At 49.8% G+C, this 19354-nt stretch carries 21 protein-coding genes, 1 tRNA gene and 1 other RNA gene; 3 read left to right on the forward strand and 20 right to left on the reverse strand.

Annotation, left to right across the window (positions count from 1 at the left end; translation table 11 throughout):
* The 9 genes from AB1756_01190 to ffs form a co-directional block, all read right to left on the reverse strand.
* On the reverse strand, positions 1 to 89 hold an 89-nt coding region (locus AB1756_01190), incomplete at its 3' end, for a hypothetical protein (protein ID MEW5805964.1).
* Between the two features lie 177 nt (positions 90 to 266).
* The gene (gene rpmA, locus AB1756_01195; protein ID MEW5805965.1) at positions 267 to 524 is read right to left on the reverse strand and encodes a 50S ribosomal protein L27; all 258 of its coding nucleotides are present in this window, start codon (positions 522 to 524) and stop codon (positions 267 to 269) included.
* 73 nt (positions 525 to 597) lie between these two features.
* Positions 598 to 915 (reverse strand): 50S ribosomal protein L21, encoded by a 318-nt coding sequence (rplU, locus tag AB1756_01200; GenBank protein ID MEW5805966.1) that lies wholly within the window; start codon positions 913 to 915, stop codon positions 598 to 600.
* Between the two features lie 79 nt (positions 916 to 994).
* On the reverse strand, positions 995 to 1588 hold the full coding sequence (gene recR / locus AB1756_01205; protein ID MEW5805967.1) for a recombination mediator RecR: 594 nt from the start codon (positions 1586 to 1588) through the stop codon (positions 995 to 997).
* A 123-nt stretch (positions 1589 to 1711) separates the two neighbouring features.
* The gene (locus AB1756_01210) at positions 1712 to 1933 is read right to left on the reverse strand and encodes a helix-turn-helix transcriptional regulator (GenBank protein ID MEW5805968.1); all 222 of its coding nucleotides are present in this window, start codon (positions 1931 to 1933) and stop codon (positions 1712 to 1714) included.
* A complete protein-coding gene (locus AB1756_01215) occupies positions 1933 to 2226 on the reverse strand; it encodes a hypothetical protein (GenBank protein ID MEW5805969.1) in 294 nt (97 codons plus the stop codon). The genes AB1756_01210 and AB1756_01215 overlap by 1 nt, the downstream gene beginning before the upstream one ends.
* A gap of 233 nt (positions 2227 to 2459) precedes the next feature.
* Positions 2460 to 2789, reverse strand: a complete 330-nt coding sequence (locus AB1756_01220) for a YbaB/EbfC family nucleoid-associated protein (GenBank protein MEW5805970.1) — start codon at positions 2787 to 2789, stop codon at positions 2460 to 2462.
* Positions 2773 to 4611: a DNA polymerase III subunit gamma/tau gene (dnaX, locus tag AB1756_01225; GenBank protein ID MEW5805971.1), complete on the reverse strand. Its 1839-nt coding sequence runs from the start codon at positions 4609 to 4611 to the stop codon at positions 2773 to 2775. The genes AB1756_01220 and dnaX overlap by 17 nt, the downstream gene beginning before the upstream one ends.
* Positions 4612 to 4714: 103 nt before the next feature.
* An RNA gene (gene ffs, locus AB1756_01230) (signal recognition particle sRNA small type) lies at positions 4715 to 4814 on the reverse strand.
* Positions 4815 to 5185: 371 nt separating this feature from the next.
* On the opposite strand from ffs, the gene AB1756_01235 reads away from it, so the two are divergent.
* A complete protein-coding gene (locus tag AB1756_01235) occupies positions 5186 to 6148 on the forward strand; it encodes a tetratricopeptide repeat protein (GenBank protein MEW5805972.1) in 963 nt (320 codons plus the stop codon).
* Positions 6149 to 6259: 111 nt separating this feature from the next.
* Here the strand turns inward: AB1756_01235 and zupT are convergent, their stop codons facing one another.
* Positions 6260 to 7015, reverse strand: coding sequence for a zinc transporter ZupT (zupT, locus tag AB1756_01240; protein MEW5805973.1), 756 nt, complete (start codon positions 7013 to 7015; stop codon positions 6260 to 6262).
* Positions 7016 to 7257: 242 nt separating this feature from the next.
* Here zupT and AB1756_01245 point away from each other — a divergent pair, with 242 nt between their 5' ends.
* Positions 7258 to 8445, forward strand: a complete 1188-nt coding sequence (locus AB1756_01245; protein ID MEW5805974.1) for an MFS transporter — start codon at positions 7258 to 7260, stop codon at positions 8443 to 8445.
* A 64-nt stretch (positions 8446 to 8509) separates the two neighbouring features.
* Here the strand turns inward: AB1756_01245 and AB1756_01250 are convergent.
* The 10 genes from AB1756_01250 to AB1756_01295 form a co-directional block, all read right to left on the reverse strand.
* A tRNA-Ser gene (locus AB1756_01250) sits at positions 8510 to 8599 on the reverse strand.
* A gap of 57 nt (positions 8600 to 8656) precedes the next feature.
* Positions 8657 to 9940, reverse strand: a complete 1284-nt coding sequence (gene aroA, locus AB1756_01255) for a 3-phosphoshikimate 1-carboxyvinyltransferase (GenBank protein MEW5805975.1) — start codon at positions 9938 to 9940, stop codon at positions 8657 to 8659.
* A gap of 78 nt (positions 9941 to 10018) precedes the next feature.
* Positions 10019 to 11107 carry a 3-deoxy-7-phosphoheptulonate synthase gene (gene aroF / locus AB1756_01260; GenBank protein ID MEW5805976.1) on the reverse strand — a complete coding sequence of 363 codons (1089 nt, stop codon included), beginning with the start codon at positions 11105 to 11107 and terminating at the stop codon, positions 10019 to 10021.
* A 111-nt stretch (positions 11108 to 11218) separates the two neighbouring features.
* Positions 11219 to 12019, reverse strand: a complete 801-nt coding sequence (trpA, locus tag AB1756_01265; GenBank protein ID MEW5805977.1) for a tryptophan synthase subunit alpha — start codon at positions 12017 to 12019, stop codon at positions 11219 to 11221.
* Between the two features lie 97 nt (positions 12020 to 12116).
* Positions 12117 to 13292, reverse strand: a complete 1176-nt coding sequence (gene trpB, locus AB1756_01270) for a tryptophan synthase subunit beta (protein ID MEW5805978.1) — start codon at positions 13290 to 13292, stop codon at positions 12117 to 12119.
* Positions 13293 to 13304: 12 nt separating this feature from the next.
* Positions 13305 to 13946: a phosphoribosylanthranilate isomerase gene (locus tag AB1756_01275; protein ID MEW5805979.1), complete on the reverse strand. Its 642-nt coding sequence runs from the start codon at positions 13944 to 13946 to the stop codon at positions 13305 to 13307.
* A 27-nt stretch (positions 13947 to 13973) separates the two neighbouring features.
* A complete protein-coding gene (locus tag AB1756_01280) occupies positions 13974 to 14762 on the reverse strand; it encodes an indole-3-glycerol phosphate synthase TrpC (protein MEW5805980.1) in 789 nt (262 codons plus the stop codon).
* Positions 14763 to 14774: 12 nt separating this feature from the next.
* The gene (gene trpD / locus AB1756_01285; GenBank protein MEW5805981.1) at positions 14775 to 15842 is read right to left on the reverse strand and encodes an anthranilate phosphoribosyltransferase; all 1068 of its coding nucleotides are present in this window, start codon (positions 15840 to 15842) and stop codon (positions 14775 to 14777) included.
* A gap of 100 nt (positions 15843 to 15942) precedes the next feature.
* Positions 15943 to 16551, reverse strand: a complete 609-nt coding sequence (locus tag AB1756_01290; GenBank protein ID MEW5805982.1) for an aminodeoxychorismate/anthranilate synthase component II — start codon at positions 16549 to 16551, stop codon at positions 15943 to 15945.
* Positions 16552 to 16621: 70 nt separating this feature from the next.
* Positions 16622 to 18040, reverse strand: a complete 1419-nt coding sequence (locus AB1756_01295) for a chorismate-binding protein (GenBank protein MEW5805983.1) — start codon at positions 18038 to 18040, stop codon at positions 16622 to 16624.
* Positions 18041 to 18317: 277 nt separating this feature from the next.
* On the opposite strand from AB1756_01295, the gene AB1756_01300 reads away from it, so the two are divergent.
* Entirely contained in the window at positions 18318 to 18515 is a 198-nt protein-coding gene (locus AB1756_01300; protein ID MEW5805984.1) for a hypothetical protein, read from the forward strand.
* Positions 18516 to 19354 lie beyond the last annotated feature (839 nt).

The following is a 19354-nucleotide window of genomic DNA, read 5'->3' on the forward strand; positions in this document are numbered from 1 at the left end:
CTCGGTACATACTTCTCCTTCCTGAAACTGATGCATCCGTTTCCGCCTCTTCCCCCCTTCACGTAGATCTTGGCATGGTCAATAAACATCTCGATAAATTTTATATGAACTCGTTCATTCAAAGAAACATTCTTTTAAAGCCTTAAAAGTAAACTTTTTATATGAAGAAGACTGGTAGAAAATACGGGTCACATAAGCATTGAAAGCCACTGGTTCAGTCAATGATGTTGTTTGGATGGTAATGGGCTGTCTTGAGAATGTGCCGATCAGGCAACGGGATACACGCTGACGAATCTTCCCATTCTCCCTTTATCCTCGAACTTTACAACCCCGTCGATCATGGAGAAGAGGGTGTCGTCTTTGCCCCTGCCGACATTCTTGCCGGGTTTCAGGATGGTTCCCCTCTGGCGAACGATAATGCAGCCGCCGGTCACGAATTGCCCGCCGAATCGCTTCACGCCGAGTCTCTGGGAATTGCTGTCGCGTCCGTTCCTTGAACTTCCGCCTGCCTTTTTATGAGCCATAAATCAACCTCTGGTAAAATTCATTCCAAAAAGTCATGGTATGTTAAAATTTATTATACTTTTTCCGAAAAACCTACTCTATTGATATTATATCTTCAATTTTCACGCTTGTTAAGAGCTGCCTGTGCCCTTTCGTCCTGCGGTATTGTTTTTTTCTCTTCTTCTTGAAGACGATGATCTTCTTCCCTTTCTTCTGATCCATGACGACCCCGCTGACCTTCGCCCCTTGAAGAATAGGCTTTCCTATCATCACCCTGGATTTATCTTTTATCATGAGAACGTTATCGAACTCGACTGCATCTCCCTCGTTGGCATTTAGCTTTTCGACCTCGATGATATCGCCTTTTTTGACTTTATACTGCTTTCCGCCGGTACTGATCACCGCAAACATAGGAGACTCCCCACTTGTCCTTTTAAAGCAAAGAATTTTATTAAAGATAGGTGATTATGTCAAATGCTTGAAAAATATTTCAAAGATCGCGGCGCCCATCGAGGGCTTTGGACATGGTTACTTCGTCGATGTATTCCAGGTCGCTCCCAACGGGAAGTCCTACAGCGATCCTGCTCACCTTTGGTCCCAGCGGCTTGATCAACTTGGAGAGGTAGACGGATGTGGCTTCTCCTTCCACGTTAGGGTTAGTTGCGATGATGACCTCCGAAACTTCCCCGCCTTTCAACCGTTTGATGAGTTCCCTCACCTTGAGATCTTCCGGGCCTATCCCCTGGATGGGAGAGATGGAGCCCATCAGGACGTGATAAAGCCCTTTATAATGACCGCTCTGCTCGATGGGAAGTATGTTGCTCGGTTCTTCGACGACGCAGATCGTCTTCCTGTCTCTTCCAGGATCGGAGCAGATCCTGCAAAGTTCGGAATCGGTGATGTTGAAACAGGAGGAGCAGAACCGGATTTTATCCTTTAGATCGGCGATGGCGCTGGAGAGTGCCTTGACCTCTTCAGCAGGCATCTTCAGAATGTGAAAGGCTAGCCTCATCGCCGTCTTCTTCCCGATCCCGGGAAGCTTCACGATCTCCTCAACAAATTTCCTGATCGGTTCTTCAACCATATTTCTTAATCAAGCCTTCCAGTATTTAAATTCTAACTCAATTTTGAGATACTACAAACAGAATTCGTGTGCTGGCTCTCCTGATTCTTTTTCAATGCCGGTGAACGTTGTGAAGCAAGATGACTATTCTCGACTTTCAGGTTTTTCAATGTAATCGAGGATATCACCCGGTTTGCATGAAAGGGTTTTGCAGAGAGCTTCCAGAGTTGAAAAACGTATCGCTTTTACTTTGCCAGTTTTTAATTTCGATAAATTAGCCTGAGTAATCCCGATTTGTTCAGCCAGCTCGTTCAATCGGATCTTCTTTTTAGCCATCTCCACATCTAAATTGACAATAATTGGCATCAGACAATATCCTCCATCTCTTTGAAGATTTGTTCAATCGCTTCAAATGCATCACGGGCAAAGAGGAATAACCACCCATAGATCAGTGTGTAAATGGATTTTAAGAGAGGCTCAAGACCTTGTCCTTTCCAATCTTCCAATGGAATATAAGTAGTAACTATTTTAAGCGTACCATAGATGAAATAAAGCATGCCAAAAAAGATGGAAAGCCTTCCAATAACTCCAAACCAGTAAGCTCCTCTCTTGATACTTTTAAGCCTTTTTTCGATTCTTTTCTCATTGGTTTTATTCATGTTGCACCTCCATAATTTTCAATATTTAGCTTCCGATCATAATATACTCAATAAAACATTGTTTGTCAAGAAAAATTTTTTAATAATTAATAATTTTATTTCGAAATATTATATATAATTATCGATAATTAATAATAACTTATTTGTTGGTGGATGGAAAAGAGATTTTGAGGAAAAGCGCAGTCCGGCGTTTCTGTGTCAGGGTGTTCAACTTTCGGTGAGGGGAAGAATATTTAGAAGAAGCCGGGGATGCCTGGGAGACCCGGGATGCCGAGTCCTCTGGTGAGCCCGCCGAGCTTCTCATGAATCTTCTCCTGCACCTTCCTATCGGTTTCGTTGAAGGCCGAGAGGATCAGGTCTTGCAGCATCTCCGGGTCATCGGGGTTGATGACCTCTTTATTGATCGTAATGGAAAGGACCTTCTTGTGGCCATTCATCCTGATCGTGACCATCCCGCCGCCAACAGAGGCTTCCTCTTCGATTTCCTCTAACTCCTGGGTAAGCTTCTCCTGCATCTTCTGAGCCTCTTTCATCATCTTCTGGATATTACTTAGATTTACCATTGTCGACCTCTTTCATAAGCTTCAGCTCTTTGATGTCGGTTATTGTAGCGTCGAACTGCTCAATGAACTTCTGGACGAGCGGTTCCTTGGAGACCTCCTTGAAGAGGACCTTCCTCTTCGCCTGCTCCTTTGCCTCGGGTCTTTCTTCCGCGATAGCTTTCTCTTTTTGCGGAGCTAAAAACTTCACTCTCAACCTTTCCCCGTAAACCTCAGAAGAGATCCGTTCGATCAGAGCGATCGTATCCTTATCTTCCAGTCTCTCCTGGAAGATAGGGGAGAGCTCGGTGAAATATATCTCCAGGACTCTGCCGGATATCTTCAGATGGGCGTTGCCGAGCAGCAAGTTCAGAAAAGGTTTGGCGCTTTTGACTTTTTCGATGATGACCTCGGTGATATCGGCGGGCCGTTCGGGCTTCCTATCATCCTCCTCCATCTTTTCAAAGGGAGTGATTGACGTGATCAGTATCTTCTCATCTTCTCCAACTCTTACTGTTGCTTGCTGTTCTCTTACTCCCCTTGTTCCTGCTGTTGTTCCCGGGCTTCCTGATCTTCGCTGCTCGCCTGTTGCTCGCAAGTCGCTTGTTTCGATGCCAATTTGCGATTCTGCCTCTGCGTTTCTTGCCCCCCGTGGTTCTCCAGTGGTTGCGCTGGCTTTCCGCACGACTTTTTCGTCCGGCCTGTCCGTTCTCACACTCTCCCCTCTCAGGCTCCTGATGAGATTCTCGATCGGTTCAAGGTGAACCAGTGAAGCGAGCTTCACGGAGGTGGCTTCGAAGATGTACCTGGGATATGTGGACTTCTTCAGCTTCTCCTCGGAATCGATCAGGATCTGGAAGATCCGCAGGAGGTCCTCCAGCGAGAAGGATTGCGCGAATTCGTTCAGTTTCTTGAGCTCATCTTCGGGAATGAAGGTTATCTCATCGACGTTCTCAACGGATTTCACGAGGATGAGGTTCCGGTAGTACGACAGGAGCTCGAAGAAGAATATCATCATGTCCTGGCCCTGTTCTTGGATCTTCGCCGTTAGCTTGAGAACCTTCTCCACGTCGCTTGCAGCGATCGCTCCTATGAACTCTTCGATGAGTTCGCGATCGGCAAAGCCGAGGACTGTCTTGATCTGGTCTTCCTGGATATTCTTCCCGCAGAAGGAGATTAGCTTGTCGAGCGTCGAGAGGGCATCCCTCATGGAACCGTCGCAGTATCCTACGATCGTGTTGATTCCTTCCTCGTTTATCTTCAGGTCTTCTTCTCCGGCGATCCGCTTGATCTCCTGAACGACTGTCTGGTGGGAGATCTTCCTGAAGTCAAAGGGCTGACAGCGCGAGACGATCGTGGGCAGTACCTTCTTCTTCTCTGTAGTAGCCATGATGAAGACGATGAAAGAGGGAGGCTCTTCGAGCGTCTTGAGGAGGGCATTGAAGGCATGAACGGTCAGCATGTGTACTTCATCGATGATGAAGACCTTGAATCGCCCTCTTGCAGGGGCATACCTGACCTCTTCCCGCAGTTCCCGGATCTCGTCGATCCCTCGATTTGAGGCGGCGTCGATCTCAATAACATCCAGCGAATGTCCCTCTCTGATCTCTTTACACATTGTGCAACTATTGCAAGGCGCCGGCGTTGGTCCCTTCTCGCAGTTCAGGGCTTTCGCGAGGAGACGGGCTACAGTAGTCTTTCCGCTTCCCCTGGGCCCCGAGAAGAGATAGGCATGACCGATCTTCCCGCTTTTCAGGGCATTCTGGAGAGTGGCAACCACGTGGTCCTGACCGATGACATCCTCGAATCGCTGCGGCCTCCATTTCCTCGCCAGCACCTGATACACTCTATTACCTCCCCATTTTCTATCAATTCACATTGGTCCCGTATTTAACGAATGGCAAGCGAGCCTTTTTCGTGCAACCAGTGTGAGATATCAATCTCATGATGGGGCCCAAGATTCCTTGCGGCACATCCACTCTCCTGTTTACCGCTGCTCCCTTCCGGGCCTGACGGGGTTCACAGGGGTGAATTGCGCAGGACTCAAGCCCCATAATCTTCAGGTTCAAGAATTATCTCAATTCTTCCCTAAAATAACAAGTCATGAGAAAGCGTTGATTAAAGCTACAATAGTTTAGGAACGAAAATTGAGGAGATTCTCTTGCAGAATGATGGCGTGGCTTTAAAAGGATGAAAAGAAATGTATAATACATTGAATGATTCAGAAGAAGAAAAAATTTGCCTCCAGAGATCTTGCCAGTGCAGTGAATGACTCGTTTCTCCGATTTTCAGCCTGCTCTAGTGCCGTCCTGCTCCTTCTATGCATGATAGCCTCTCCATTATCATGCTCCAAAAAAGAGGAAAGAGTAGCCTCATCGCCTGGAAAGGAAACCTTACAGTCAGAGACAGCGGAGAAAAAAATGATCTCGAAACCGGGCCCCCCTTCTGGAAGCGCTCAGCCAAAGATGCCTTCCAATGGGAAATTGCCGGCCGGCCCGGCGGGTGATGGCTTACCGGTAAAACCAGTCAAGAGGGCTGCAGTCAAAAAGAGCGCGCCGGCAAAGAAGCCGAAGCCACCGGCTCCTGAAGTGCCAGAGGTGTCCGAGGTGAAACAAGTGGCAGAAGAGATAAAAGTCAAGACATCCCCCGTAGCAGAGGAGCATAAGAAATCAGAAGAGAAACGGATGGCCGATGCCGCCGCCGCGGCAAGTCCTGGTGCTTCTCATCTCTTGATGGGACACAGGGCATTCAAGCAGAAAGAGTACAGGGATGCCATACGGCATCTGAAGAGATCCGTAGAGCTGGATCCAAATCTCTTCCTTGCCCACTATTGGCTTGGAAGGTCTTATGCTGAGAAAGGGAAGCATTCGGATGCGGTTCAGTCCTTTGAGAGGGCGCTTGCCATCAGAGGGGAGGGGTACGAGGATATCGATCTTGAATATTTTCTGGCATGGGAGTATGTCGAAGATTCTCAGTACGATAAGGCTATCGCCCTGTATAGGGAAAGGCTCAGCAAAAAGCCGGACGATGTGGAGAACCATTTTGGGCTCGCCTTCGCTCTCAAGAAAATCGGGAACCCTGGAGAAGCAGTCGACGAGTACAAAAGGGCGATAGAACTGAATCCCAACATCCCCTCCATCCATTACAACCTTGCCAATACTTTCGAAGAGCTCGGGAAGCACGAAGATGCCATCCTGGAGTACAGGACTGCCATAGCTCTCTCTCCAGAATATGGAGAAGCTTATTTCAACATGGGAGTGGCCCTTGCAAAGGTGAGGAGGTCAGAGGAGGCTATCGAGGCTTTCAACAAATGCATCGAGCTCGGCCACCGCGAACGCGAATCCAGGCGACAAATTAAATCCATCCTAAAGAGGAAAGATTAGCTGGACAAATCTTCAACCCCAAATAATGCAGAAGCGCCATTGGCGGGTGGCCGGGGCCAAGCGCCACAATCCGCCCGCAGCGGAAGGGCATCACCGGGTTGATATATACAGTTAAAAGAGGGCAAGGCTGAGAGCCATGACGATCATGCCGCCGATGATCCCCACAATGGCGAGATGCGAACCCTCGTCCCGGAACGTGACGGGCAGGATCTCATCAAAGCTGATGAAGACCATCAATCCTCCCACGGCAGCAAGGACGGCGTTGAGCACTGTGTCGTTAAGATAGGGCATGAGTATGAGCATCGCGATGATAGCACCGACAGGCTCGGCAACACCAGAAAGGAATGAATAGATGAATCCCTTCTTCCTGCTCCCGGTAGCATAATAGATGGGCATGGCAACGGCAACCCCTTCGGGGATGTTATGCAGAGCGATGGCGACCGTGAGGGAGATGCCGATGTGCGGGTCCTTTAGCGATGCGGCAAAGACAGCCATCCCCTCGGGAAAGTTGTGGATGGCAAGGCCGAGTGCCGTGAAGATTCCGGCAAGCAGGACCCTGTCATCTCTCACTTTTCCGCGATGGGACATCTCTTCTATGTAGTCGTGCGGAATCAAAAAGTCGATGAGAGCGATGGCGAACATCCCGCCGAAAAACGCAAGATTGGCATTGAGAAATCCAATCCACGCGATCGATTTGGTGAGAAGCTCCGTAAAGGAGATGTAGACCATTACGCCAGCCGAGAATCCCATCATCAGGGAGAGAATCTTCCGGTTGATCTTCTTGAAAGAGAGGGAAACGAGGCTTCCCGCGCCCGTTGATAATCCTGCAATGGTTGTCAGGAACAGAGGAGTCATGAATCGTTCCATTGTGATCTGATCCTCGATTTTTCCTCGGCGATTATGGCATAGTTTTCGGTAGGATAATAGCCAATTTATGAAAATGATGTCATCCGGCCGGGCGATGGCGTCGATCCACATGCAGGCGAAGATGGTGATGAATAGCTTCAGAGGCGATCCTTTCTATTTCTCTGATTTCCGCTATAATTGCGATTCATATGAGAAAGAAGTGACGGAGATTAGAATGGTTCTACAGATAGATGGATGGAATCATGAAGAATAATGCTCTGAAAGGAATCGGGATCAATATCGTCATCCTGGGTGTGGTGAGCTTTTTGAACGATGTCAGCAGCGAGATGATTCTTCCGATTCTGCCGATGTTCATCACCGCGCTAGGCGGGGGAGGGATCATTATCGGTCTGACCAGTGGCGCCATGGAGAGCGTTTCAAGCATTCTGAAAGTGCTCTGTGGATACTGGTCGGACAGGAGCGGGAGGAGGAAGGTCTTCGTCTTATCGGGCTATCTTACATCGGCCTTCTTCAAACTCCTTCTCTCAGTCTCGACGGTCTGGCAGCAGGTCTTCATCTTTTCCGGATTGGAAAGAGTTGGCAAAGGGCTGAGGACATCACCCAGAGACGCCATCATTGCCGATTCAATGCCGAAGGAGAGGGGGAAGGGATTCGGCATCCACAGGGCATTCGACAGTGCGGGCGCAATTCTTGGTTCAATCGTGGCTTTCTTCCTCATCTGGTATTCCGGGCTGCAGTTCAAGATGATCATACTAATTGCCGCCCTGCTGGCTTTCTTCTCGGTCATCCCTCTCTGGTTCGTAAGGGAACCGCAAGAGGAAAAACGGAATATCAGTCTTAGACTAAGCCTCAAGAGCCTTCCCGCTCCTCTGAAGCTCTATCTCAACATCGCCGGTCTCTTCACTTTCGCCAATTTCAGCTACATGTTCTTCCTGTTGAAAGCAAGGGGCTCATTCAGTGATGAGTGGTCAACCAGTGGGCCGATCCTTCTTTACGTACTCTTCAACGTTTTCTACACCCTCTTCGCCATCCCTTTCGGCATGCTCTCGGATAAGATTGGTAGAAGGCGATCTCTGATCATCGGGTACCTGCTCTTTGCCCTGACTTCTATAGGTTTTGCTACGTTCAGTTCCATTGGGGCGTTTATCTTCCTCTTTCCTCTCTATGGAATTGCGAATGCAGCGGTGGATGGCAATCAGCGGGCATTCGCCTCGGATCTTGCCCCGAAAGAGCTACGCGCAACGGTCCTCGGAACCTTCCACACAACCATCGGCCTGCTCGCCATTGTTACTGGATTTCTTGCAGGGATCATATGGGAAAAAATCTCGCCCGAAGGGACTTTCCTTTACGCCAGCCTCCTGGCTCTGCTGTCGTCTCTCATTTTTGTCGCTACCGGAAGATACTTTAAAGGATGCGAAGCCTCCCGATAATGGCAGCAAATGCTTTCTTTCAGGAAATGATGATCAGGAAGTTGTATCGGATTGTGATTCAGAATGGCGGAGAGAGTGGGATTCGAACCCACGGTACGGTTACCCGCACACACGCTTTCCAAGCGTGCTCCTTCAGCCTCTCGGACATCTCTCCGCTGGCTTCATCATTGCTTCAAACGCGCTCGAATTATATCACGCTCGAAAATCACTGCTAAAGGAGAGTGAGGCGGTTGAAGTCCTGATAAAAGACTGGATAAGATATTGAAACACACTCTTCATTTTTGATGATCGAATCAGAATTGGCAATGGAAGCGGCGACGGTAAAGCACATCGCCAACCGGTGATCGCCATGGGGATTGAGGGTAGCTCCCTTCAACAATGTCGGGCCTTCGATGATGAATCCATCCTCAGTCGCCTCGATGCTGGCACCCATCTTGATCAGGCCCTCCACCAATGATCCAATGCGATCCGCTTCTTTCATACGAAGCTCCTCTGCTCCCCGTATGATAGTTTTGCCCTTCGCCTGCGTGGCAACGACGGCAAGAAGAGGGACTTCATCGATCATATACGGGACTTTATCGGCATCGATGACCACGGCGTTCAAACTTCCCCCGTTGATGAAGATCTTCCCGACAGGTTCTGGTGTCACATCATCCAGGTCCATTCTTATGCTCATTCCCATTGCTCGAAGGGCTTCCAGGAAGCCAAGCCGGGTTGGGTTCAGATTCACGTCGGATATCGTCAAACCCTTCCCCGGGCAAAGAGCGGCAAGAGCCATGAAGTATGCGGCTGAGGAGAAATCGCCGGGGATCTTCATCTTGAAGTTAGAGAGTTCAGAGGGGTTGATCCTGATTTCGCTGCCGCTATCGCTCCTTTTTATCAGGATGTCCGCCTCCATCATGTTCAACATCCTTTCAGTGTGGTCACGCGTAGGCCTGGGTTCGATGATAGTCGTGCCCCCCTTTGCCTTGAGACCGGCAAGAAGCAGAGCGGATTTGACCTGGGCGCTCGGCACGGGGAGTTTGTATCTCACACCGTGAAGATCCTGTCCTTTCAGATTGACGGGAAGATAGCCAAAGCGGTCGAGGTAAGTGATGCTGGCTCCCATCCTTTTCAGAGGGGAGATGACACGTTCCATGGGCCTGTTGGTCAGCGAGTCATCGCCGATGATCCTGATGAAAACTTTCTCAGGGGCAAGAAGCCCCATGATCATACGTGCCGTAGTTCCGGAATTCCTGCAGTCGATCGTGCATTCTTTCCCCTCAGAAAATCCCTTCCCCTCGATTGTGACCGATGATTTCGTGTCATAGATCTTTTTCCCAAGGGTCATCAGAGCCTTCTGAGTCGTCTGAACATCGTCTGCGCTGGAGAGATTGATGATCTCTGATTTTCCGAAAGCTACGGCTCCCAGGAGAAGAGCCCGATGACTTATCGATTTGTCAGGAGGAGGAATCAGCATCCCCTCGCATTTTGTCACGGGTGAGATCTTTATCATACGTTTTAAAGTTCTCTTTATAATTTATAGCGCCTATTTTTCTTATGCAAGAATAATCCGGGCAGCAGCTATTCAGGCTCATGTTGCGTCGCCAATAAAAACGTTGCGCTTTTGCATGGAACTATCCGCTGAGTCGCTGAAGGGATTTCTTGTTGCAAACGATTTCCCGAGGGTGCGGGCGATCGTGCAGATTGCCTTCATCATCTGCGAAAACTCTTTGAAGGAGAGACTCTGCGCCCCGTCAGATAGTGCCTCATCTGGCCGGGGGTGGACTTCGACCATAATTCCGTCCGCTCCCGCTGCGACGGAGGCACAGGAGAGGGAAGGGACGAGCGATCTCTTTCCCGCAGCATGGCTCGGGTCGACAAAGATTGGATGATGGGAAAGCGATTTCACGATAGGGACGGCCGATATGTCGAGAGTGTTCCTCGTGTATGTTTCGAAGGTTCTGATTCCGCGCTCGCAGAGGATGATGTTGGGATTTCCTTCCGAGTAGATGTATTCCGCTGCCAGAAGGAACTCTTCGATCGTTGCCATGAGACCCCGCTTGAGCATAACGGGCTTTCTTGTCTTCCCGACCGCGGTCAGGAGCCTGTAATTCTGCATGTTCCTCGCTCCGATCTGAAAGATGTCGCAGTACTCCTCTACCATGGAGACTTCTTCTGACCCCATTACTTCTGTGATGATGGCGAGCCCGGTTTTCTCTCTCGCTTCGGCAAGATATTCAAGTCCTTTGAGACCCAGTCCCTGGAAACTGTAAGGGGATGTCCGCGGCTTGAAGGCTCCCCCGCGGAGGATGGTAGCCCCCTCTTCCTTGACAAAGCTTGCAATCTCGAGAATCTGCTCGCGCGACTCGACTGCGCAGGGACCGGCAATGACTGAGAAGCTCCCTCCTCCTATCTTCAGATTTCTCACGGGGATGACCGTGTCTTCCTGCTTGAACTCGCGGTTGACGAGCTTGAATGGCTTCATTGCAGGAAAAACCTCTTCAACGCCTTCGAAGTTTCGAACGAGTTCCTTGTCGATCCTGCGTTCATCCCCGATGATTCCCAGAATGGTCCTCCCGTCGCTCTTCGAGACATGTGCCTTCAACCCCTGCTCTTCGATGTACTGGATGACCTTCCCCAGAGATTTCACAGAGACGCTATCCTTGAAAACGATGATCATCATGGCTGTTCTCCTTTTCTTCCCCTTTGGAAATTGCGATTGCGGTATCACAGGAAAGAGATTCGTGAACCTGTCCTTCTCCGTGACCAGCGTGAATAATCTTTATGACTCCTATAAGTAGCTGCGTAAATGGTTGATGAAATCAGCGGGGTCTTCTCCTGAATTGATGCGTTCCAAGATGGCTGACCCGACAATGAATCCATCGACCAGTTCCCTGTATTCTTGAATTTGCCGAGGGCCAGAGATGCCGAATCCAAGGCAGAGCGGCTTGTCCGTTATTTGTCGTACTCGTTTCAAATAATCCTGAGTATCCTCCGGAAGTGAGTTCCTGCTTCCGGTGGTTCCTGTGATACTCACTACATACAGGAATCCCTCCGCCACGGAGACTATCCTCTTCAGACGTTCCTCCCTGGTCGCGGGGCTGATGAACTGGATCACAGGAATCACGGTGTCTTCTGTTTCGATCCTCGATCTCTGATCGCTTGCGCATTCTTGCCGACAATCTGCAAGAATATCCCTGAAGGTAGAAGATTCCTCGAACGAGAGATCGGGGATAATGATTCCAGCAATACCGAGTCTCCTGCATCTGTCTAAAAAAGAATCAAGCGGGTATTGGAAGATGGGATTGAGGTAGGTCATGAGAAGGACGGGGGTCTGGATATCGGAAAAGTGATCTCCCAGTTCATCCATGAGACGATGTAGCGTCATCCCTTCTCTGATGGCGACTTGCGAAGCATCCTGGATCGTCCTCCCATCGGCAAGCGGGTCTGAAAAGGGGACTCCGATCTCAATGCAATCGGAGACCTTCGCGACTCTCCGGAGGATGCTGTAAAAGCGAGGGATATCAGGATAACCCGCCGTAAGAAAAGGAACGATGGCCCTCCTCCCGTTCATCCTGAGTTTTTTGAACATCTCTTCCAAATGAGGATTTGTCCTATGCATCACGATTCCTCATCTATAAATGAATTCATGATTTTTTTAACGCTGCTAATCATCATTAGTTGAATGTTCATGGTATCTTAGAATGCTTCATGACGGTCTCAAGATCCTTGTCTCCCCGACCGGAGAGGTTGATCAAGATGATCTTCCCCTTGAACCTGCAGGCTAATTTTCTGGCGAAAGCAAGGGCGTGGGCGGACTCCAGTGCCGGGATTATTCCTTCCAGCATGGAAAGCTCGTAGAAGGAGGCGAGGGCTTCTGCATCTGAGACGGTCTCATAGCGCACTCGTTCCCGGTCTTTGAGGAAGCTATGCTCCGGGCCGACTCCCGGATAATCCAGACCCGGTGCAATTGAGTGCGTTTCCAGGATCTGCCCTTCCTCATCTTGAAGGAGATAGCTCAGAGCGCCATGAAGGACACCAGGGCTTCCAAAATTCAGCGTAGCCGAATTGGAGCCTGGCGTCGTTCCACTTCCTCCCGCCTCGACTCCGTAAAGCTCCACTTCATCATCGAGGAAGGGATGGAAGATGCCCATGGCATTGGAGCCACCGCCCACGCAGGCGATGATGGCGTCGGGGAGTTTCCCTTCCTTCCTCAATATCTGATTCCGCGCCTCCGTTCCAATGATGGATTGAAAAGTTCGTACGATTGTCGGATAAGGATGCGGTCCGACGGTGGAACCGAGCAGATAATGGGTTGTTCCAACATTCGTCACCCAGTCTCTGATCGCTTCATTGATGGCCATCTTGAGGTTTCTGGAACCTGAATCGACGGGTCGGACCTCGGCTCCAAGGACCTTCATCCTGTGAACGTTGGAGGCCTGCCTTTCCATGTCGAGAGAACCCATGTAGACGATGCATTGCAAGCCGAAACGTGCGCATGCCGCCGCAGCTGCAACTCCATGCTGGCCGGCTCCCGTCTCTGCGACGATTCTCTTCTTTCCAATGAATGATGCAAGCAGCACCTGCCCGATGGTGTTATTGATCTTATGAGCTCCCGTATGCAGAAGATCCTCTCTTTTGAGATAGACTCTGGCATCCAGAAGAGAAGAAAATCTTTCAGCAAAGTAAAGTGGAGTGGGTCTTCCTGCAAAGTCTCTCAGACAAGATTCCAGCGTTTCACGAAAGCTCTCTTTCCTGATGAGTGAATTGAACTGTTCCTCCAGTTCGATAAGAGCCTCCATCAAGGTTTCGGGGACGAACCTCCCTCCATATTTTCCGAAATAGCCGACTCTGTTTCGCTGCATTTCTCGATTCATTCAGTAATATTCCTCCGCTTCCTTCACTTTCCTGAAAAACTCACGCATCTTCTTCGGGTCTTTCACGCCGGGGTCAGATTCGATACTACTTGCAACATCGACGCAATGTGGATGCGCAAACGCTATGGCTTTCTGAACGTTATCAGGGTTCAGCCCCCCGGCGAGGATGACGCGTTTCGTGTAGTGCAGAAGTTTTGCTGCCCTCCAGATGATCTCGGGCTCGGTATCTCCATCCTTTACCCTGTCGATGAGGACCTCTGGAAAGGCAAGCCTTTTGATCCTGTTCAAGGAATATAGGTTCCTTACGAAAAAGGCGGGGATGATCTTCATTTCAGACCTGAATGAATAGCCATTCTCGGATCGATTCGAAAGCATTTGCAGAATGTGGTTGTCATAGATTTGGAGGGAACTCAGCCGGACCGTTCTTGCTATCTTGAGAATCTCGCTCAGAGATCGACCCTGGAAGACGCCGACACTTTTGACCTCGGCAGGCAGGAAGGAGGCTATTTCTGCGGCTTGTTCCGGCTCAATCTTCCTCGGCGAATCGGCAAAGACGAAACCGATTGCATGTGCGCCCATCTCGCATGCCAGAAGAGCATCTTCCTTTCTCGTGACGCCGCAAATTTTAACCTTTACTGCCATTTTTCTCCTGTCTGTACCTTTAAAGTTCTAACACCTTCTTCCCGCTTCTTTGAATTTTCTGATCAGCGAAGCAGGATTGTCCGTCCGCATGAGCGCTTCTCCAATGAGTACTCCCTGAAACTTGAGCTCCCTGATGGCTCTGATGTCCTGGATGGTCCTGATGCCGCTCTCGGCGATCTTGACTCTGTCATCCGGGATCTTCTCGGAAAGAGCTGCAAGCCGTTCGAATTTTACTGAGAAATCCTTGAGATCGCGCGCATTGATCCCGATGATGTCTGCTCCGGCATCCACGATCCTCTCGATGTCTATCTCCTCAAAGGCCTCGGCGAGGACGAACATTCCGAATGATCGGGCCATCTTGAGAAGAATCTTAAGTTCATGGTCTTTCAGGATGCGCACGATCAGTAAAATTCCATCCGCAGCGATGGCCCGGCTTTCGATGACCTGATAGGGGTGGAAGATGAAATCCTTTCTCATGACCGGGATTCCGACAGCTTCTTTCGCCTGCATGAGCATGGCGGGGGAGCCTTTGAAGAATCTCTCTTCAGTCAGCACGGATACGGCGGAGGCCCCTCCCTCCTTGTAGGAAAGTGCCAGCTCAGCGGGCCGTGGGTCCAGACGGAGAGTTCCCAAAACTGGTGAGGCTGGCTTGATTTCTGCAATGATGGATAAGCCGCGATCGTCAAGCTTCAGGGGGAGTGCCGGATCGTTCTGCTGGATCATCTTAAATAGCACCTTCTCGGGCCTGATCTTCATGGAAGCGTGAAGACTCGCCTCTTTGAATGAAACAATCTCATGGAGCAATGTGTCGATCATGGTTCATCCTTCTCAAGACTTATCAGTCCTCTGGTCATTCTTCGATCCGCTCGCGCCGGCATCGGAAAGACTGTTTTTCCGCAACAGTTCAAGCAAATCTCTTGCTTTTCCGGAGTCGATGATTTGAGCGGCTGCAGAAGCTGCCGATTTTGGGTCGGACTTCTTTCCGGCTAGCAGAAAGACGAGAGCGCTATTCAGAATGACCGAGTCCCTCTGGGGACTCCTCTTTCCGTTGAAGATCTCCTCGATGATAGCGGCGTTACGTACCGCGTCCCCTCCTTTCAATTCTTCCGCCGCACATTTCCGGATTCCGAAATCGACGCCGCTTTTCTTCAATCTCCTCACCGAATTTTCGCGGACTTCGAAGATATAGAAATCATCGGCAGGGGTTGCTTCGTCCCATCCCGAGACGCTGTGGACAATGAAGGCATGTCTGAGGCCGATAAAGCGACAGACATGGGCGATCTTCTCCGCAGCATCCACGCTGAAGGTTCCAATAAGCTGCTTATCCGGTCTCGCGGGGTTGGTGAGAGGCCCAAGGAGATTGAAGATCGTCTTCACTCCAAGGCTGCCCCTGACTGGAGCTATGACCTTCATTGCCTGGTGATACTTCTGTGCAAAGAGGAATGTGAATCCTGACTCTTCCAGTTCCCTGCAGGAATCTTCGGGCGTTCGATCAATCCGCACCTTCAGGGCTTCGAGGACGTCGGCGCTTCCTGATTTACTTGATACGGAGCGGTTTCCATGCTTTGCCACTCTGATCCCTGCAGCCGCGCAGAGAAGGGCCGTCGCGGTTGAGATGTTGAACGAACCGCTTCCGTCTCCTCCAGTTCCGCACGTATCAACTATAGATTCTGAATCCGAATGCAGGGGACCGGGAAAATGTATTGCCGCCTGTCTCATTGCCAGAGCAAATCCGGCCATCTCGTCGACTGTCTCTCCCCGCATGGTTAGAGCCGCGAGGAAAGCTGACTTCTGAAGATCGGAAACCTCTGGTGAGGTGAGTCTCAGGAAGATATGAGCGGACTCCTCCCTCGAGAATGTCTCCCCCCTCATCAGCTTCTGAAGGAACTCTTTCATTCAAATCACCTTTCTTAATCTAATTCCCATAACTTCAAGAACCTTTATCCTTCTTCACGGTGGAAGGATACACCGAGAAATCGGTGCGCCCTCTTCCACATTACTTTCTATCAGCAGCGGGTAGGAGGAGAAAGTTCGTGAGTATCTGCATACCTGAGGGAGTAAGGACGGATTCCGGATGAAACTGGATCCCCTCCACAGGTGCTCCCTTGACCCTGACCCCCATGATCTCTCCATGAATTGTGTAAGCAGATATTTCAAGTGTGGAAGGAAGCCCTTCCTCCTGAATGGCGAGTGAATGGTATCGTCCGGCCTCAAAGGGAACAGAGAGTCCCTGATAAATGGTCTTTCCATCGTGGTAGATACGCGAGATCTTCCCGTGCATGAGGCTGGAGGCCCCATCCACCTTTCCTCCGAAGATGACTCCAATACACTGGTGCCCGAGGCAGACGCCAAGGATCGGGATCCTTCCCACATACTCTTCGATGACTATTATGCTCAGGCCAGCATCCTCAGGTCTTCCTGGTCCGGGAGATATGACTATGTGAGTGGGATGAAATGCTTCAATGTCGGCGAGGGTGAATCGGTCGTTACGGCATACCTTCACTTCGGAGCCGAGGATAAGAAGATACTGGTAGAGGTTGAACGTGAAGGAATCGTAGTTATCGATTAAGAATATCTTCGATGGGATTAATGCCTTTTCGTTCATGATTCTTCTCCAATCACCTGTTTTTGACGTTCATGGCATCTGTGCTGATAATTCATCCATTCTGTGCTGTTCACAGCCCCTGTCCGGCCATCTCCAGCGCCCGGTTAAGGGCCATTCCCTTGCTAATGATCTCCTGATATTCTTTCTCTGGCATTGAGTCCGCGACGATTCCAGCACCAGCCTGGAAGGAATATCTTCCTTTCAAGAGCCAGATAGTCCTGATTGCGATTGCGTGATCCATCCCGCCGCCGCTACCGAAGAAGCCGACGGAGCCGGCATAGGGTCCGCGCCTCTCCCCTTCCAGCTCATCGATGATCTGCATGGCGCGGATCTTGGGTGCACCGGCTACTGTACCTGCTGGGAAGGCGGCGGCAAAGAGATCGAACATGTCGTACCGGTCATCGAGCATCCCCGTCACGGAGCTCACGATGTGCTGCACGTGCGAATATTTTTCGATGATGCGGTACTGCTCGACTTTCACCGTTCCCCCTTTCGCGATACGTCCGGCATCATTGCGGGCAAGGTCCACCAGCATCACGTGTTCTGCATTCTCCTTCTCATCTCTCAGAAGCTCCGCTTCCAGATTCCTGTCCTCCTCTTCCGTTTTGCCGCGCGGTCTCGTGCCAGCAATGGGACGAAAGTAAACCTTTCTGTTCTCGAGTCTTACGAGAGCTTCCGGGGAGGAGCCTATGGTGATGACCCCATTAAAATTGAGGAAATACATGTAGGGCGATGGGTTCAGCAATCGAAGTGCCCTGTAGATCTGGAAAGGGGGAACGTCCGTTTCACCATCGAACCTGATGGAAGCGACGATCTGATAGGCATCCCCCGCTCTGATGTGGCTCTTGGCCCTCAGGACCATGTCGATGAATTCCCCCTTCGTCTTGTTTCCAGAGGGCTGCGTTGATCGGCATTTTCTTTGCGGAATGTGTACAGGCTGGTTCAGTGCCGCGAGGATTTCATGCTGAATCGATCCATAAGAACCATTCTCTATGCGGTATCCTTTGATGACCTTCTTGACGTGGTCCACGACGAGGAGGATCTCCGGGATGACGAAGACCATCTCCGGATACGGGAGGATCTTGCTGCTTCTCAACGTGATTCGCTCAAAGAATCTGATGAAATCATAGCCAATGTAACCCACAAGACCCCCCATGAGTCTCGGGCCTGGAACCGTGGGGACAGGAATTTTTTGGAGAACTTTTCTTAGGTAATCAACAGGATTCGGAGAATTTTCACGATTAGATTGATCAACAGAGTTTTGAGGATGGAAGAGGCTATTTCCTGTCATTTTCTTTCCGTTAACGTAAAGACAGTCATCTTTGAAAACGATCGTCTCCAGTGGCTGAAGCCCGATGAAGGAGTATCTAGCAAGAAACTCCCCACCCTCGACGCTCTCTAGGAGGAAAACCGGATTGAAAGCAGCAAGTTTCAGATAAATAGAGACCGGTGTGTCCAGGTCCGCCGGTATTTCGAATTGCTCGATCATCTCCTCCCTCTAAAATAAAAAATCCCATCCGGCTCTTTACTTCCGGATGGGATCGCAGGTCTTTCTAACTTAATTGGCTATCGGATTCTACACGCCTCCTCTCGCCATCCGTGAATGACACCACCACCAATAATAGCGAGAGTTCTTTGTGTAACCGATAACCATCATAGCTTTTTCAACTTCAATTTAAAATTACGGCGAAGACACCCTTCCGTCAAGAACAAATTTTTGGTCTTTCCCGATTTACTCGCCCAATGGAATTGATAGAGGGGATCACATGGTAGAGTGTCCTGGCAAAGCAAGGAGAATCTGCCATGCAAGAATCCGGCGTGTGGTCATAAGACTTTCGCCCTTCCATTCACAGGAGTTGAACGATACCAGCGTGCTACAAAAGATCTCATCGCAGAAGCCGATTGCTGGTGACGCACTCAAGGTTCGAATCTTCTATATCGAGCCTGTTCCGGAGTTCTTCTGAAATTACCTCTCTGAAAATGATGATAAGAGCGGGTAAATCGGGAAAGACCATATTTTTTCGCTTGACTCTATAGCAATTTCAGCATATAAAAAGAAAGTAAATTTTGTAAACTATAGAAAACAGTTATCTCCTTCGTCTTGGGAGCTTCCATTAGCTTTAAAGATCCTCTTGTGGATGGCCATGGTCGCTAGTGAACTTCATTTTAGTGAAAAATATAATATTCCGACAGGCTCCTAAGCCTCAAGGACGTCAAGACGACGATGATTTACACCCATGTTCTGAATCGCGGCGGGAAGGGCGTTCGCAGCCCGATGGACAGTTTGTGAGGATTTCAAGGGTGGGGAGTTATATAGAAACGATATAATACCCCTAAAGGATATCCAGGAAGGACTGGATTTAGGTATATTGGAAGGATATACGAGGATGAAGAAATTATAGGCTGGCATACTATATGGTTGAGATGCATTATAAACCTTATTTCAACAGAAACTATATAAGCACTAGTTAGGTGACATAAGCACATGGGAGGGATATAGATGAACAGCATCTCCCGACTCGAACTTTTGCTAGCGTTTTTCATCCTGTCTCTTGGCTTGGCTGTAGCTGGCTACTTCGTAAGCCAAACCTTGTATAACTCCAAAGTTGCTATAAACACTGCTGAAGTGAAGGGTCTCGCAGAAAGGCGTGTTGAGTCAGACCGAGCATATTGGAGATGTGCTGCTTCAGATGAAATTGGAGAAACGGGCATGGTAGACTAAGGTGGTCGAAAGGAGGCGAAGGATGACCACACAGAGAAGAAAATACAGCCCGCAGCAGAAGATCGAAATCTTACGGGAACA

This window comes from Acidobacteriota bacterium (assembly GCA_040752675.1).
Classification (GTDB): domain Bacteria; phylum Acidobacteriota; class Polarisedimenticolia; order JBFMGF01; family JBFMGF01; genus JBFMGF01.